Source organism: Brevundimonas sp. AC546, assembly GCF_979258305.1.
Window position 1 is genome coordinate 2,404,184 of sequence record NZ_OZ409849.1, and the last position, 14,640, is coordinate 2,418,823.

A 14,640-nucleotide genomic window follows, 5' to 3' on the forward strand; every position below is an offset into this window, starting at 1 on the left:
ATCTCGTCCAGTGCGGCGCTTTACGCACAGGTCGGTGCGAAGTCCTGCCATGAAAAAACCGCTTTACATGACAGTTCGCCATCCCCATATCGCGTCTTCCGGCGGACCCCGTAGGTCCTGTCTGCGCCGCTAACGCCGGTCTGGGTTTAACAATTAGCAGGGGGTTACGTGAATTGCGCACGTACCAGCTTCCCCTGGACCTGGTCCGTGAGCGGTCCCCTGAACGTCCCGTCGCCCTCGTGCGGCCGCGTTCGGTTTCCGTAGCGGCGCGCTGGTTCCAGGATAATCTAAAGGCCGACGTCTTCTATGCCGTGAAGGCCAATCCGTCGCGTTGGGTCGTCGAGACCCTGATCGAGGCGGGCGTTCGCGGTTTCGACGTGGCGTCCATCGCCGAGATCGAGCTGGTTCGCTCGGTCAGCCATGACGTGCGTCTGGCCTTCATGCATCCAGTCAAGAGCCGGTCTGCGATCACCAAGGCCTATTTCGACCACGGCGTGCGGACCTTCTCGCTCGACTGCGTCGATGAGCTGAACAAGATCCTCGACGCCACCGGCGGCGCGGACGACCTGAATCTGATCGTGCGCATGGCCGTCTCTGCCGACGGCGCGGCCTATACGCTTTCGGGCAAGTTCGGCGTTTCGGCGGATCAGGCTCCGGCCCTGCTGATGGCGACGCGCCAGGCGGTCAAGGAAGGCCTGATGGGCGTTTCCTTCCACGTCGGCAGCCAGTGCATGCGTCCGACCGCCTACCAGGCCGCCATGGCCCAGGTCGGCCGTTCGATCAGCCGCGCCGGCGTCATCGTGGACATCGTCGATGTCGGCGGCGGATTCCCCTCGGTCTATCCGGGCATGGTCCCGCCGGACATGAGCGAATACGCCGACGCCATCCATCGCGGCTTCAACGAGATGCCGGTGTCGGAAACGACCGAGCTGTGGTGCGAACCCGGCCGGGCGCTGGTCGCCGAATCCTCGTCGATCCTGGCCCGCGTTGATCTGCGCAAGGGCGACGCTCTTTATCTGAACGACGGTTCGTACGGCTCGCTGTTCGACGCGACCCACTCGCGCTGGCCCTTCCCGACCAAGCTGGTCCGGGACGGCGAGGCGGCGAGCGATCTGAAGGCGTTCCAGTTCTACGGTCCGACCTGCGATTCCATCGACCATATGCCCGGCCCGTTCTGGCTGCCGGCCGATGTGCGCGAAGGCGACTTCATCGAGATCGGCATGTTGGGCGCCTATGGCGTTGCGATGTCGACCGGCTTCAACGGCTATGGCGAGCACGATCTCGCCGTGGTCGAGGACGCCCCGATGGCTTCGCTCTATGGTCTGGCCCCGCGCTCCATCCCCACCGTGCGCACCACGGCCGAGGAGAACGCCCGCAAGGTCGTGCGCCTGTCACGTCCCAAGGGTAAGGCCGGTCAGCGCAAGTCGCGCCGGAAGTAGGTCGCTCCAACCAATCCGTCATCCTCGGGCTCGACCCGAGGATCGGGCCCTCTGCGCCTCCCTTGCGGGACGTTCCCGGCGGCGCGTCCGACCCTCGGATCAAGTCCGAGGGTGACGGGTTGAGACTGTAAGTCTATCGGTCCTGTCGGTCGCTCCGTCCCGGCATGTCTGCTTGTTCGACGGGCGCTCAAATCAAAGGGAAACCTCCGAAATGAACGCACCCGTCCAGGCCAACACCAAGGCCCAACTGCTGCAGAATGTCGTCGAGCACGTCGATATCACCAGCTTCGACGCACGTCCGATCATCGATAGCATGCGCAAGATGTCATTCAGCTCGCGCGACACCGCCCGCGCCGCCGACATCTTCTCGATGGCGATTGAGGACAAGGACTGCTCGCCCTGGCTGATCCTGGCCGGCTCGACCTCGGCCGGCGGCTGCATGCATGTGTACCGCGACATGGTGAAGTTCGGCATGGTGGACGCCGTCGTCGCCACCGGCGCCTCCATCGTGGACATGGATTTCTTCGAGGCCCTGGGCTTCAAACACTATCAGGCCGCCGGCGAGGTGGACGACAACGTCCTGCGCGATAACTACATCGACCGGATCTACGACACCTATATCGACGAGGAAGAGCTCCAGGCCTGCGATCACACGATCCTGGAGATCGCCAACCGTCTTGAGCCGCGCGGCTATTCCAGCCGCGAGTTCATCTGGGAAATGGGCAGGTGGCTGAGCGAGGGCAACGCCAAGAAGCCCGGCTCGCTGATCCAGACCGCCTATGAAGAAGGCGTGCCGATCTTCTGCCCGGCCTTCGTCGACAGCTCGGCCGGTTTCGGCCTGGTCAAGCACCAGAAGGAACGCGCGGCCGCCGGCAAACCCTATCTGATGCTGGACGCCATCGCCGACTTCCGCGAACTGACCGACATCAAGATCGCCGCCGGCGTCACCGGCCTGTTCATGGTCGGCGGCGGCGTGCCCAAGAACTTCGCCCAGGACACGGTCGTCTGCGCCGAAATCCTCGGCGTCGAGGCCGAGATGCACCGCTATGCCGTCCAGATCACCGTCGCAGACGTCCGCGACGGGGCCTGCTCGTCCTCGACGCTGAAAGAGGCCGCGTCGTGGGGCAAGGTCCAGACCACCCACGAACAGATGGTCTTCGCCGAAGCCACCACGGTCGTCCCCCTGATCGGCTCCGACGCCTACCACCGCGGCGCGTGGAAGACCCGAGACAAGCGCCGCTGGAACAAGCTGTTCGGTAAGTAATCAGTCGTCGTCGTCCTTCTCCCCTCGGGGGAGAAGGTGGCCGGCGGAGCCGGTCGGATCAGGGGGCTGTGTCCGCAGCGCGGCATGTCGCCGTATGGCCTCGGTCACGACCGCCGGATTCTTCGAAAACTCCGCGTTTCGAAACCGCAGCACTTCGTACCCCGACGCGCGCAGACGCCCATCCCGTGCTACATCACGCGCTTCGTGCAGATCATGCACGCCGCCATCCAGTTCTATGATCAACCTGATCTTATGACAGGCGAAATCGGCGATCGCTCCCGCGACCGGCGCCTGCCGCCGAAACTTCAATCCATCCAGCTGTCGATTACGCAGCATCGACCAAAGGATCGCCTCCGCGCCGGTCATGTCGGCGCGCAGACGTTTCGACTGTCGAGTTCTCGGCGGCGATTGCCACATCTGCGTCCGGCAGCCCCCTCATCCGACCCGCTTTGCGGGCCACCTTCTCCCCCGAGGGGAGAAGGGTCAACTCAAGCGGCGCAGCCCTCAAATCCGGCCTTCAGCGCCGCCTCGTCCAGATCCCGCCCAATGAAGACGGCGCGGCTCCAACGACGTTCGGCGACGCCCCATTCGCGCTGCAGGTCGCCTTCCAGGATCATGTGCACGGCTTGGAAGACCAGGCGGCGGTTCTCGCCCTTCACATCGATGATGCCCTTGGCGCGCAGGATGTTCTGGCCTTGCTCGCCCAGCAGCTTGTCCAGCCAGGCGGTGAATTTGGCGCCGTCCAGCGGGCGGTCCAGAGACAGGGAAATGCCCTTGATGTCGTCCTGGTGGGCGTGCCCGCGGGCGCCGTGGCTGTGACCATGTTCGTGATGATGGTCATGCCCGTGATCATGGTCATGATCCTGGTGGTCGTGACCGCAAGCCTCGTCATGGACATGGCCGTCCGCGCCATGCGGCGGGTTCACGAAGTCCGGCTTTACTTCCAGAATGCGGTCCAGGTCGAAGGCGTGAAGGCCCAGCACCTGGTCCAGCGGCACGTTCGAGCGCTCGGCGCGCACGATGGGCGCCAACGGGTTCAGCGCCCGCAGACGCGCCTCGACCGCGTCCAGTTCGTCCGCCGTCGCCAGGTCCACCTTGTTCAGGATGATCCGGTCGGCGAAGGCCACCTGCTCGCGGGCCTCCTTGGAGTTGTCCAGACGGGCCATCACGTGTTTGGCGTCGACCAGGGTGGTGACGCTGTCCAGCTGGGTCTTGGCCTTGACGTCCTCGTCGACGAAGAAGGTCTGGGCCACCGGACCGGGGTCGGCGAGACCCGTGGTCTCGACGATGATGGCGTCGAAGGCGGGCTTTCCGGGACGCTGGCGCTTCATCAGGCCGGCGACCACACGGATCAGGTCACCGCGCACCGTGCAGCAGACGCAGCCGTTGTTCATCTCGAACACGTCCTCGTCGGCGCCGACCACCAGGTCGTTGTCGATGCCGATCTCACCGAACTCGTTGACGATGACGGCGTAACGCTTGCCGTGGTCCTCGGTCAGGATCCGGTTGAGCAGCGTCGTCTTGCCCGCGCCGAGATAGCCGGTCAGGACGGTGACGGGGATCTTGCCATTAGTCGCGGCGGTCGAGGCGGGGGCGGCGAGGGTGTCGGTCATAGGCCGCTAGATGGCGGCTGACATCACGCTTGGGAAGAGGGGCTAGGCCTTCTTCACGAACTCGACGCGCAGGACCAGGCCGCGCACCTTGTCGACATTGGCCTCGATCTCGTCGGTATCGCCGGTCAGGCGGATGTTCTTGACCAGCGTCCCGCGCTTCAGCGTCACCCCGCCCGACCCCTTGACCTTCAGATCCTTGATCAGGGTCACGCTGTCGCCGTCGGCCAAGATGTTGCCGTTGGAGTCTTTGGTCACGTCGTCGGTCATGGCGAAGCTCTAACCTTCTGTCTCCTCCCCATGCAATGGGGAGGGGGACCACGAAGTGGTGGAGGGGCTCTTGACGCCCCACAGACATCAGCGATGCGGACACAGCCCCTCCGTCACGGCGCAAGAGCGCCGCGCCACCTCCCCATAAAATGGGGAGGAGATGGTTCAGTCCGGCACGTTGGCGTCCAGTTCGTCCAGCCACACCCGCGCATTCCCGTCCGACGGCGCGCGCCAGTCCCCGCGGGGCGACAGGGACCCCCCGGTGACCACCTTCGGCCCGTTCGGCAGGGCCGACCGCTTGAACTGCGACGTTTGGAAGAAGCGGATCAGGAACTTCCTCAGCCAGGCCTTGATCGTCGCCAGGTCGTATTCGACCTTTTCATCCTCGGGCGTGTTCGCCGGCCAGTCGCCCGCGCCCGCATCGCCCCAGGCCTGATGCGCCAGGAAGGCCACCTTGGACGGCTTCAGGCCGAACCGGCTGATGTAGAACAGGAAGAAGTCGTTCAGCGCATAGGGGCCGACCGTCCCCTCCGTCGACTGGATCACGCCATCCTTGGCCGGCACCAGTTCGGGTGAAATCTCGGTGTCCAGAATGGCGTGCAGCGTCTCGCGCGCCTCCGCCCTCGCCAGGTCGCCGCCCGCCACCCATCGGATCAGATGCCGGATCAGCGTCTTCGCCACCCCGCCGTTGACGTTGTAATGGCTCATGTGGTCGCCGACGCCATAGGTGGCCCAGCCCAGCGCCAGTTCCGACAGGTCGCCGGTGCCCAGCACGAACCCCTTGTTCTGGTTCGCCAGCCGGAACAGATAGTCGGTCCGCAGGCCCGCTTGCACGTTCTCGAAGGTGATGTCGTGGATCGGCTGACCCTCGGCATAGGGGTGACCGATGTCCTTGAACATCTGTTCGGCGGCGGGCCGGATGTCGATCTCGGCCCCCGTCACACCCAGCGCGGTCATCAGCCGCCAGGCGTTCGACTTGGTGCCCTCGGACGTGGCGAACCCCGGCATGGTGAAGCCCAGGATATTGGTCCTGGGCAGGTTCAGCCGGTCGAAGGCACGACACGCGACCAGCAGGGCCTGGGTGGAATCCAGCCCCCCCGACACGCCGATCACCAGCCGCTGCGACCCCGTCGCCGCCATCCGGCGCATCAGGCCCTGGACCTGGATGTTGAAAGCCTCGTAGCAGTCCTGATCCAGCCGCCCGGCGTCGTCCGGCACGAAGGGGAAGCGGTCCAGCGGTCGGATCAATTCGCTGGCCTCATGGTCCTCGCGCGCCATGAAGGGCACGACCGTCGCTGGCTCACCCTCGTTCCTCGCGCATTCGGCGAAGGTGCCGTTGCGCAGTCGGTCCAGCCCGATCCGGTCCACGTCCACGTCCGCGAGCGTCAGGTGGCTGTCCAGGGCGAACCGCTCGCCCTCGGCCAGTTTCGACCCCAGTTCATGGATCGTCGCCTGACCGTCCCAGGCCAGGTCGGTGGTGCTCTCGCCCCAGCCCGAGGCGGCGAAGACATAGGCCGACAGGGTCCGCGCCGAATGGCTGGCGCTCAGCATGGCCCGCTCGTCCGCCTTGCCGATGACGATGTTGGACGCCGACAGGTTCAGCAGGATCCGCGCGCCCGCCAGCGCCGCCCGCGTCGAGGGGGGCAGGGGCGCCCAATAGTCCTCGCAGATCTCGGCCGCGAACACGAAGCCCGGCCGGTTGACCGCCTCGAACAGCAGGCCCGGCGCGAAATCCACCGTCTCGCCGTTCAGCTGGATTACGTCCTCGCTGCGGGCAGAAGCCGGCGCGAACCAGCGTTTCTCATAGTATTCTCGATAGTTGGGCAGATAGGTCTTGGGCACGACCCCCAGCACTTCGCCCGCGCCGATCACCACGGCGCAGTTGTAAAGCGCGTCTCCATTGCGGAGCGGCGCGCCCACCACGGCGACGATGTCCGCCTCAGCTGTCGCCTCGGCAAGCACTGCGATCTGCCGCTCCACCTCGTCCAGCAGCGCCGCCTGCATATGCAGGTCGTCGATCGCATAGGCCGACAGCGACAGCTCCGGGAACACCATCAGGTCCACGCCCTGTTCGCTTGCCTGACGGATCAGGGCGACGTGTTCATCCGCATTCGCCTTGGGGTCGCCGACATGGCTGACCGGCGTCGCCGCCGCCACGCGCACGAAGCCGTGCGTCTTGGGCGAGAAGAAGGAGGTGGCGTCTACCATCGGATCGTCCGCTGCACCCGGCACGCGCCGGTCGTCAGCCCTCATATAGGCGCGAATGACGATGGGACGGAATCCCTGCGTCGCACGCCTTGATCATGGCCCGCCGTAGAGCATCGACCAAACCGACGTCCACCCGCTTGCGCGGTCGGTTTCAATATGTAGAGTGTGCCACAAATAATGGGACTGGCGCAGAAGCCGGGCCGCATCCAGGAAACGCACCATGAGACACACCCTCGCCGCCTCGGTCCTGACCCTTGTTCTTGCCACCGGTATCATGACCGTGGCCCACGCCGAGGTCATTCGCGCCAACACCCCGGCGGTCGGCCTGACCAGCGACCGGATCGGCGCCCTGCCGGACGCGGAGCGCGGCGCTTGGGCGGACTATCTGGCCCGGTCCCAGGCTCAGCATCTGGCGGATCGCGCGGCCCTGGCCGCCGAACTGCCCGCAGGCGCGACCCCGCCCCCGCCGCCCTTGGCTATTCGCGGCAACAGTTCGCACATGCCGCTGGATCGCCCCGCCGCCTGGTATGGCACGGCCGAAGCTCGCGCCGTCGCCGACGCCATCGTCACCTTCCAGACCCCCGCCGGCGGCTGGAGCAAGAACCAGGACCGCAGCCTGACCCGCTTGCCGGGCCAGCGTTTCTCCAACGACGCCGAGACGATGGAGCAGAACCCGGCCAACTTCGACGCCCCCGCAGACCGGTTCTGGACCTTCGTCGGCACGCTGGACAACAACGCCACCTGGACCGAGATGCGCTATCTGGCCAAGGTCGCGGCCCGCACGCCGGGCCGTCAGGGCGACGCCTGGCGCGCCAGCGTGATCAAGGGCGTCCACTATCTGCTGAACGCCCAGTATCCGAACGGCGGCTGGCCCCAGATCTGGCCGCTGGAGGGCGGCTTCCACGATTCCATCACCTTCAACGACAATGCGGTGGCCGAGGCGGCCATGATCCTGCGCGACGTGTCAAAGGGCGCTGAGGGCTTCGACTTCGTCCCGGCCGACCTGAAAGCGCGCGCCGGCGAGGCGACGAAAAAGGCCATCGACGTGACCCTGGCCGCCCAGGTCAAACAGGGCGACCGCCTGCTGGGCTGGCCGCAACAGGTCGAGCCGATGCGCCTGGTCCCGACCAGCGCCCGCAACTACGAACCCCGCTCCATCGCCAGCGGCGAGACCACCGACATCCTGATCTTCCTGATGGGCGAACCTGATCCGTCGCCTCAGGTCCAGGCCGCCATCCGGGGCGGCGTCGCCTGGCTTGAGGCGAACCGCACCTACGACAAGTCGTTCGAAATGACCGACGACGGCCGCAAGCTGATCGACAAGCCGGGCGCCGGCCCGATCTGGTCGCGCAACTACGACCTGGTCACCGGCCGCCCGATCTTCGGCGACAAGGACCTGTCGATCCACGACGACGTCAACGGCATCTCCGTCGGTCGCCGCAACGGCTATTCCTGGTGGCTCGCTCAGCCTCAAACGGCGCTGGACACCTATGCGGCCTGGTCGGCCGCGCGCTGACTTCGTCTCCTCCCCACGCAGTGGGGGGGGGCGAAGTGGTGGAGGGGCTCTCGAAGTCCCACTGACGTCAGCGAAGAACCCCTCCGTCACGGTGCTGAAGACGCGCCGCGCCACCTCCCCGCTTTGCGGGGAGGAGACCTGGGCGCATTCAACCCGCCCGCTTCTCGTCGGGCCTCAGGGTCAACACCCGCACACCGTCCTTCGTCACCGCCACCGTGTGTTCGAACTGGGCCGACAGTTTTCCGTCGTCGGTGACCACGGTCCAGCCGTCGTCCTCGGTGTGGACCGTGCGGACGCCCTGGTTCAGCATCGGTTCGATGGTGAAGGTCATGCCTTCGCGCAGGGTCGCGCCGGTCCCCGCCTTGCCGAAATGCAGCACCTGCGGGTCTTCGTGCATCTCGCGTCCGATGCCGTGGCCGCAATAGTCGCGCACGACCGAATAGCCGGCCTTGCGGGCGTGTTTCTCGATCGCAAAACCGATGTCGCCCAGCTTGGCGCCCGGCCGCACCGCCTGGATGCCCCTCCACATCGCCTCATAGGTCGTGCGGACCAGCCGTCGCGCCTGCGGTCCGACCGATCCGACTAGATAGGTCTTGGAGGAATCGGCGATGAAGCCGTCCTTCTCCAGGGTGATGTCCAGATTGACGATGTCGCCGTCCCTCAGCACCTCGTCCGCCGAGGGCACGCCGTGGCAGACGACCTGGTTCAGCGAACTGTTCAGCACGAAGCCATAGCCGTACTGGCCCTTGCTGGCCGGTCGCGCTTTCAACTCATCGACGATGAAGGCCTCGACCCGGTCGTTGATCTCCAGCGTGCTCAACCCCTCCAGCGTCATTGCGTCCAAATGGGTGAAGACCGAGGCCAGCAATCGCCCGGACTGCGCCATCAGCTCGATCTCGGCCGGCGTCTTGATCATGCGGCGGCGTCCGTCAGGACTGGCGCATCCACGCCCGCCGCTCTCAGCTCGCGCGCCACCAGTTCCTGAAACGTCACGCCCGGATGGGTCTCGCACAACATGCCGATCCTGATCCAGAACGCCGCCTGGGCGTTGATGGAGCGATAGGACGCCTTCGCGGCCCGACGCAGCTGCTCGTGCAGCTCGTCCTCGATGTTGACGATGCCCATGGGTGGTCTCTGATATATGAAACGTATGTGTGGTGTATATTTTTAAGCATCCGATGACGCAAGCACGCACTCTTCCCTTTTCGTCATCCTCCGGCGCGAAGCGACCGGGGGGACCCAGCGGCGCGCGCGAGCGCGACCCTGTCGCGGAAACGATGCTCTACGATTGAGCGGCGGACGCATCGCCTTCGGCGCCGCTGGGTCCCTCGGTCTGCGCCGCGAAGGCGCGGCTTGCCGGAGGATGACGAAAGAGAAAGAGGCTCAGCCATCGCAATGACGCTGGTCGGAAATCAACGATTTCAAAGGCCTGTCGATTGTTTATCGCCTTTTGCCATCCCCCATTTCCACCTCGCCTATAATCCCCCCACGACCTCGCCACACGGATTAGCAGAACCCGATTTCAGACGAATTAGACGAATTAGACGGTGTTTTTCACGCCCACAGTCTCAAACCGCCCTTCACCTCGCTCGCGAATGCGGATGACGTTCGCCTTCGCCCCCGCTAAAGCCATCCCATGACCGACACGCCGAAAAAGGGCTGGTTCCAGCGCCTGTCCGCTGGGCTCTCGCGCTCCTCCAAACAGATGACCGATCAGGTCGTCGCCACCTTCGTCAAGGAGCCCCTGTCCGAGGCCTCGCTGGAGCAGCTGGAAGAGCATCTGCTGGAAAGCGATCTCGGCCCGGCCGCTTCCGCCCGCATCGTCGAACGCTTCCGCTCGCTGAAGTTCGGCAAGGACGCGCAGGAGCACGAAGTGAAAGAGGCGCTGGCCGAGGCCGTCGCCGCCGAACTGTCGCCGCGCCAGGCGACCTTCGATCCTTTGTCCGGCCCCAAACCCTATGTCGTCCTGTTCGTCGGGGTGAACGGTTCGGGCAAGACCACCACCCTGGGGAAGATCGCCGCCGATCTGACGGGCAAGGGCGCCAAGGTGATGATCGTCGCCGGCGACACCTTCCGCGCCGCCGCCCGCGAACAGCTCAAGGTCTGGTCCGAACGCGCCGGGGCCCATTTCGAAAGCCGCCGCGACGGCGCCGACGCCGCAGGCCTGGCCTTCGACGCCTATACCAAGGCCAAGGATGAGGGCTTCGACGTCGTCCTGATCGACACCGCCGGCCGGCTTCAGAACAAGTCCGCCCTGATGGACGAACTGCTCAAGATCGTGCGGGTGCTGAAGAAGATCGATCCGGACGCCCCACACGACACGCTTCTGGTGCTGGACGCCACGGTGGGCCGCAACGCCCTGGCCCAGGAACAGATTTTCGGCCGCACCGCCTTCGTCACCGGCATCGTCATGACAAAGCTGGACGGCACCGCGCGTGGCGGGGTTCTGGTGCCCGTGGCCCAGGCGTCCGACGCCCCCCTGATGCTGATCGGCGTGGGCGAGAGCGTCGAGGATCTGCAACCGTTCGACGCCCGCGCCTTTTCCCGTTCGCTGGTAGGACTGGAAGACTGAGATGACTGACGCACCCGCTCCCACGAAGAACCGCCAGTGGATCCGCCAGGTCGTCGACTTCGGCGCCCTCGCCGCCTTCATGATCAGCTATTTCGTCACCCGCGACATGATCCTGGCGACCTGGGTGCTGGTGGGCGCCTCGGCTGTGGCTTTGGCCGTCGGGTTCGCAGTCGAGCGGCGGTTCGCGCCCCTGCCGCTGATCACCGGACTGTTCGCCCTGGTGTTCGGTCTGCTGACCATCTTCACCCACGACGACCTGTTCATCAAACTGAAGCTGACGGTCCAGAACGGGCTTCTGGCGGCGGTGCTGCTAGGGTCGATTCCGCTGAAGAAATATCCGTTCAAGGCCCTGCTGGGTTCGGCGATCCAAGTGACCGACACCGCATGGCGCACTCTGACTCTGCGTTACGGCCTCTATTTCTTGGCCGTCGCCATCCTCAACGAGGTGTTCCGCAGCCCTGATGCCGTGACCGCGATCTGGCACGCGCTTGGCCGCGACACGCCCAATCCCAACGACGTCTGGACCGGCTTTCGCGGAGTGCTGTGGATCGCCGCCTCGCTGTTCGGCCTGTCCCAGGTGCCTCTGATCATGAAGAACATGATCAAGGACGAGGAGCCCGGCCCGATCTCGCCCGATCCGGGACTGTAGGCGGCAAGCGGAACTGTCACGGAACCGACGCGCTTTTCCCGTCAAATCGTAAAGCATAGCTGATACGTGTTCGGACGAAACTTAAGGGGAGCGGTGCGATGGTGAAGGCTGGAAAAGCGGCAAGGAAGGTCGGGCCGTTGGCGACCTCGCCCAGCCACCTGATGCACCGCGCGCTGCAACTGGCGCTCGACATCTATGCCGAAGAGACCGGCTCCGACGGCCTGACCCAGCGCCAGTTCGCAGTGCTGGAGGCGGTGTCGATCAAGGCCGGTCTGACCCAGACCGAACTGGTCCGCATGACCGGCATCGACCGCTCGACCCTGGCCGACCTGGTCACCCGCATGACGGCCAAGGGCCTGCTGGAGCGCGAGCGTTCGACCCTGGACGCCCGCGCCAAGGCGGTTCGTCTGTCCACGGAAGGGGCCGCCCGTCTGGAGGCCGCCCGTCCGCTGGTGGATGCCGCCGACAAGCGGATCATGGCCCTGCTGCCCAAGGGCCAGCGCGAGACCTTCCTGGCGCAACTGGCCGAGTTGGCCGCCGCCGCCGACGCTGCCCCCGACGCCGCCAAGGCCGAGGCCAAGGCCGCCAAGAAGGCGCTGAAGGCGGTCGAAAAAGAAGCCAAGAAGGCCGAGAAAGCCGCCAAGAAGGCCGACCGCCCGACCAAGCCCGCCAAGGTCAAGAAGCCCAAGCTCAAGGTCGTCGAGACGGCCTGAGATTTGCCGCTTCATCCAGACCTTCCCCGTAGTGATGGTGTTGAAGGTTCGGTTGTCCGCGCGATCTTGAAGATAATTCACGACCCCCTGCGGACGTTCAATCCGCGTTGGGTAGCTCGGCGTTGAATTGGTCGGAGAAGGTGTCTCCGTGCGTGTGGGGCTCATACCAGACGTCGGTCCTGCCATCGAAGAACCGGGAAACTTCGTAGCGGTCGTCGAAGACTTCGATCTGGAGGTTCTTCGCCTGCTCGGTCTCCCACTCCAAAAGGAAGGTAGGCCAATACCCCGGTATGACGGATGGAGCAGGCCGACTGGAGTTCTGAATGTGGGCTAGCAGATCGTCCAGATTACCAACGACCGCCGGCGCATATTCGTCCGGCCGAGCGGCTACGACCTCGTCAACAGCCCGCTTCACCGCTGTCCAGTCCTCGATGCCGGTGCTCATCACGACATCTTCGCGCGACCAATCTCGGCAAGCAACTTCTGCGTTCGACCCATCTGCGTCATACGTAAGGTCTGCTAAAGTGAAGCATGAACTTGTCTCGAATTTCCGCTGCCTATTGGCTGCTCATAGGCTTTGGGGTCGTCAGCATCGGTCTTGTCGGGATGCTGTTCGTGCCAAAACCGCCTGCTTGCGTCACAGACGGGACGCTACAGGTTCGCGTAGCGGATACGGTCTGGGTGCTGCCCGAGGAAGAAGCTGGAGGGCTGACGGTTAAGCAGAAGAACGGATATGGGCACGTATGTGAGCCACCTGCGGGGGAAATCATGACGGAATTGCTGTCGTTTAAGAACGTCGAACCAAGTGATGTTCATATTTCAATCGTGCCCTATCGCGGAGGGACTAAATTTACGGAGCATTTCAGCGGTCAGTGTGGACAGTCCCCGTTCATCACCGTCGATGGCGAAAATCTGGGGCGGTCATGCACAGCGCATAAATCCCTCGCCGGAACGACCGTCAGGATCGATTATTACTTGGCGGAATGGCCTTCGAAGAGATGGCCTGAACTTTTCCAAAGGGTGGATCGCCTGCTGGTCGAGAAAAGAAAAGCCTAGGTCCGTTTTCCACCCTTTTCGGACCATAGGCATGTCCGGTTGCGGCGCCCGCGCGCCGCCTTGCCTGTAGGCGCTAGCTCTTCTTGCGCAGCCGTTTCGCATTGGCCGTCGCCGTCTTGTGGATGGGGGCCAAGGCTTCGGCCTGGGCCTTCATCAGTTCGCCGTTCAGGGTCATGGCCTGGGCCGCCGCCCGGCTCCACCAGCCCATGGCATAGCTGAACTGGGCCTCGGCCGCCTTGGCCGGGGTGCGCGCCTGAGTGACAGCCGCCGCCGCCCGCAGGGCATGCGCCCCCTCGTCCATCGCCGCGCGTCCCAGCCGCTGGCCGATGGCCCCGGCGCTGGCGGCCATGGCGTCGGCAGAGGCGGACAGGGCCTCGGTCTTCTCCGAACTCATCAGCGACAGCTCTTTCAAGTCCTGACCCGTGGCGCTGGTCAGGCCCTGGGCCATCAGGCCGGTGCGGGCCGCGATCACTTCGGCCGATGCGGCCAGAATCTCGGCGCCGACGGCGGCTACATTGGCGGCTGTGGGGGTCTTGCGGGTCAGTGAGGACCTCCAGGTTGGGTCTCTGCGGCGAAGGCCGAGATGTCGCTCAACAGGGCGGGGATCGCCGCGTCGATGATCTGCTGGCCCTTCTCGGGACTGGCCTGTGCCGGGTCCGAGCCGATCCGGCCGTCGGGGAAGCGGGCGCGATAGTCCAGGGCGTCGCGGATCGGGCCGTTGGGTGCGATCTTGGGCGAATACTCAGCCGTCTTGATCCGCTCGGGATAGGCGGCCTGCGTCACCGCGATCTCGGATGGGGTGGCGTGCATTCCATGGCCGGTGGGGAACAGGCGGTTGCACAACCCATGCACGCCCGGCAGATCCCACCAGTTCTTCAGCTTCAGGATAAAGGGCGGCTGATCCTCGACGAAGCTCCACTCGGAATAGATCTCCGAGATGGTCGCCTCGATGGTGGCGACGTTGCCGCCATGCCCGTTCAGGAAATAGATCCGCTCGAACCCGTGCCGGCTCAGCGACGACACCCAGTCCGTGATCGCGGCCATGAAGGTCGAGGGACGCAAGGATATGGTCCCCGCGAAGGCCAGATGGTGCTGGGCCATGCCGATGTTGAACGTCGGGGCCACGATCAGGTCGCCGTCGGTCTTCTCGGCCGCATGGGCGATGATCTCGGGGCACAGCCAGTCGGTGCCCAGAAGCCCTGTCGGTCCGTGCTGCTCGTTGGAGCCGATGGGGACGACGACCGTCTTCGACAGCGGCCCGCCGTCGTTCAGTCGGGCATCGATCTCGGGCCAGGACGACAGGTGGATCAGCATGGCGGAACTCTCAGGCTACGAAAACACCA

Annotated in this window: 16 protein-coding genes; 7 read left to right on the forward strand and 9 right to left on the reverse strand. The window is 65.0% G+C overall.

Annotated elements, in window-relative coordinates; genetic code table 11:
- The first annotated feature begins 173 nt into the window (after positions 1–173).
- Both ACZZZD_RS11825 and ACZZZD_RS11830 read left to right on the forward strand, forming a co-directional pair.
- Complete coding sequence (locus ACZZZD_RS11825; RefSeq protein ID WP_463435252.1) at positions 174–1,439, forward strand: type III PLP-dependent enzyme; 1,266 nt, start codon at positions 174–176, stop codon at positions 1,437–1,439.
- A gap of 211 nt (positions 1,440–1,650) precedes the next feature.
- Positions 1,651–2,703 carry a 1,9-bis(guanidino)-5-aza-nonane synthase gene (locus ACZZZD_RS11830; RefSeq protein ID WP_463435253.1) on the forward strand — a complete coding sequence of 351 codons (1,053 nt, stop codon included), beginning with the start codon at positions 1,651–1,653 and terminating at the stop codon, positions 2,701–2,703.
- On the opposite strand, the gene ACZZZD_RS11835 is transcribed toward ACZZZD_RS11830, so the two are convergent.
- The 4 genes from ACZZZD_RS11835 to ACZZZD_RS11850 all read right to left on the reverse strand — a co-directional run bounded on the left by ACZZZD_RS11835 (position 2,704) and on the right by ACZZZD_RS11850 (position 6,791).
- A complete protein-coding gene (locus tag ACZZZD_RS11835; RefSeq protein WP_463435254.1) occupies positions 2,704–3,120 on the reverse strand; it encodes an endonuclease domain-containing protein in 417 nt (138 codons plus the stop codon). It abuts the gene before it with no gap.
- A 71-nt stretch (positions 3,121–3,191) separates the two neighbouring features.
- Positions 3,192–4,316, reverse strand: a complete 1,125-nt coding sequence (locus tag ACZZZD_RS11840) for a CobW family GTP-binding protein (RefSeq protein ID WP_463435255.1) — start codon at positions 4,314–4,316, stop codon at positions 3,192–3,194.
- Positions 4,317–4,358: 42 nt separating this feature from the next.
- Positions 4,359–4,583: an alkylphosphonate utilization protein gene (locus ACZZZD_RS11845; RefSeq protein WP_159846931.1), complete on the reverse strand. Its 225-nt coding sequence runs from the start codon at positions 4,581–4,583 to the stop codon at positions 4,359–4,361.
- A gap of 165 nt (positions 4,584–4,748) precedes the next feature.
- A complete protein-coding gene (locus ACZZZD_RS11850; RefSeq protein WP_463435256.1) occupies positions 4,749–6,791 on the reverse strand; it encodes an NAD(+) synthase in 2,043 nt (680 codons plus the stop codon).
- A 220-nt stretch (positions 6,792–7,011) separates the two neighbouring features.
- Here ACZZZD_RS11850 and pelA point away from each other — a divergent pair, with 220 nt between their 5' ends.
- Positions 7,012–8,307 (forward strand): pectate lyase, encoded by a 1,296-nt coding sequence (pelA, locus tag ACZZZD_RS11855; protein ID WP_463435257.1) that lies wholly within the window; start codon positions 7,012–7,014, stop codon positions 8,305–8,307.
- Between the two features lie 148 nt (positions 8,308–8,455).
- On the opposite strand, the gene map is transcribed toward pelA, so the two are convergent.
- Both map and ACZZZD_RS11865 read right to left on the reverse strand, forming a co-directional pair.
- Positions 8,456–9,223 carry a type I methionyl aminopeptidase gene (map, locus tag ACZZZD_RS11860; RefSeq protein WP_463435258.1) on the reverse strand — a complete coding sequence of 256 codons (768 nt, stop codon included), beginning with the start codon at positions 9,221–9,223 and terminating at the stop codon, positions 8,456–8,458.
- Entirely contained in the window at positions 9,220–9,432 is a 213-nt protein-coding gene (locus ACZZZD_RS11865; protein ID WP_463435259.1) for a ParD-like family protein, read from the reverse strand. The genes map and ACZZZD_RS11865 overlap by 4 nt, the downstream gene beginning before the upstream one ends.
- A gap of 511 nt (positions 9,433–9,943) precedes the next feature.
- Here ACZZZD_RS11865 and ftsY point away from each other — a divergent pair.
- The 3 genes from ftsY (at position 9,944) to ACZZZD_RS11880 (ending at position 12,241) form a co-directional block, all read left to right on the forward strand.
- Positions 9,944–10,879, forward strand: coding sequence for a signal recognition particle-docking protein FtsY (ftsY, locus tag ACZZZD_RS11870; protein ID WP_463435260.1), 936 nt, complete (start codon positions 9,944–9,946; stop codon positions 10,877–10,879).
- A 1-nt stretch (position 10,880) separates the two neighbouring features.
- Complete coding sequence (locus ACZZZD_RS11875) at positions 10,881–11,528, forward strand: inner membrane-spanning protein YciB (RefSeq protein ID WP_463435261.1); 648 nt, start codon at positions 10,881–10,883, stop codon at positions 11,526–11,528.
- A 98-nt stretch (positions 11,529–11,626) separates the two neighbouring features.
- A complete protein-coding gene (locus ACZZZD_RS11880) occupies positions 11,627–12,241 on the forward strand; it encodes a MarR family winged helix-turn-helix transcriptional regulator (protein WP_463435263.1) in 615 nt (204 codons plus the stop codon).
- 97 nt (positions 12,242–12,338) lie between these two features.
- Here the strand turns inward: ACZZZD_RS11880 and ACZZZD_RS11885 are convergent, their stop codons facing one another.
- Positions 12,339–12,686, reverse strand: a complete 348-nt coding sequence (locus ACZZZD_RS11885) for a hypothetical protein (protein ID WP_463435265.1) — start codon at positions 12,684–12,686, stop codon at positions 12,339–12,341.
- A gap of 86 nt (positions 12,687–12,772) precedes the next feature.
- On the opposite strand from ACZZZD_RS11885, the gene ACZZZD_RS11890 reads away from it, so the two are divergent.
- A complete protein-coding gene (locus ACZZZD_RS11890; protein ID WP_463435267.1) occupies positions 12,773–13,297 on the forward strand; it encodes a hypothetical protein in 525 nt (174 codons plus the stop codon).
- Positions 13,298–13,370: 73 nt separating this feature from the next.
- On the opposite strand, the gene ACZZZD_RS11895 is transcribed toward ACZZZD_RS11890, so the two are convergent.
- Positions 13,371–13,769, reverse strand: coding sequence for a phasin family protein (locus ACZZZD_RS11895; protein ID WP_463435269.1), 399 nt, complete (start codon positions 13,767–13,769; stop codon positions 13,371–13,373).
- Between the two features lie 68 nt (positions 13,770–13,837).
- The gene (locus ACZZZD_RS11900) at positions 13,838–14,611 is read right to left on the reverse strand and encodes a creatininase family protein (protein WP_463435271.1); all 774 of its coding nucleotides are present in this window, start codon (positions 14,609–14,611) and stop codon (positions 13,838–13,840) included.
- Positions 14,612–14,640 lie beyond the last annotated feature (29 nt).

Bases quoted from the DNA above. Each gene is read 5' to 3' on its own strand.
- ACZZZD_RS11880 (WP_463435263.1), top strand. From the start codon at position 11,627: ATGGTGAAGGCTGGAAAAGCGGCAAGGAAGGTCGGGCCGTTGGCGACC.
- ACZZZD_RS11845 (WP_159846931.1), bottom strand. From the start codon at position 4,583: ATGACCGACGACGTGACCAAAGACTCCAACGGCAACATCTTGGCCGAC.
- ACZZZD_RS11885 (WP_463435265.1), bottom strand. From the start codon at position 12,686: ATGAGCACCGGCATCGAGGACTGGACAGCGGTGAAGCGGGCTGTTGAC.
- ACZZZD_RS11865 (WP_463435259.1), bottom strand. From the start codon at position 9,432: ATGGGCATCGTCAACATCGAGGACGAGCTGCACGAGCAGCTGCGTCGG.
- ACZZZD_RS11850 (WP_463435256.1), bottom strand. From the start codon at position 6,791: ATGGTAGACGCCACCTCCTTCTTCTCGCCCAAGACGCACGGCTTCGTG.
- map (WP_463435258.1), bottom strand. From the start codon at position 9,223: ATGATCAAGACGCCGGCCGAGATCGAGCTGATGGCGCAGTCCGGGCGA.
- ACZZZD_RS11890 (WP_463435267.1), top strand. From the start codon at position 12,773: ATGAACTTGTCTCGAATTTCCGCTGCCTATTGGCTGCTCATAGGCTTT.
- ACZZZD_RS11875 (WP_463435261.1), top strand. From the start codon at position 10,881: ATGACTGACGCACCCGCTCCCACGAAGAACCGCCAGTGGATCCGCCAG.
- ACZZZD_RS11835 (WP_463435254.1), bottom strand. From the start codon at position 3,120: ATGTGGCAATCGCCGCCGAGAACTCGACAGTCGAAACGTCTGCGCGCC.
- pelA (WP_463435257.1), top strand. From the start codon at position 7,012: ATGAGACACACCCTCGCCGCCTCGGTCCTGACCCTTGTTCTTGCCACC.
- ftsY (WP_463435260.1), top strand. From the start codon at position 9,944: ATGACCGACACGCCGAAAAAGGGCTGGTTCCAGCGCCTGTCCGCTGGG.
- ACZZZD_RS11900 (WP_463435271.1), bottom strand. From the start codon at position 14,611: ATGCTGATCCACCTGTCGTCCTGGCCCGAGATCGATGCCCGACTGAAC.
- ACZZZD_RS11830 (WP_463435253.1), top strand. From the start codon at position 1,651: ATGAACGCACCCGTCCAGGCCAACACCAAGGCCCAACTGCTGCAGAAT.
- ACZZZD_RS11840 (WP_463435255.1), bottom strand. From the start codon at position 4,316: ATGACCGACACCCTCGCCGCCCCCGCCTCGACCGCCGCGACTAATGGC.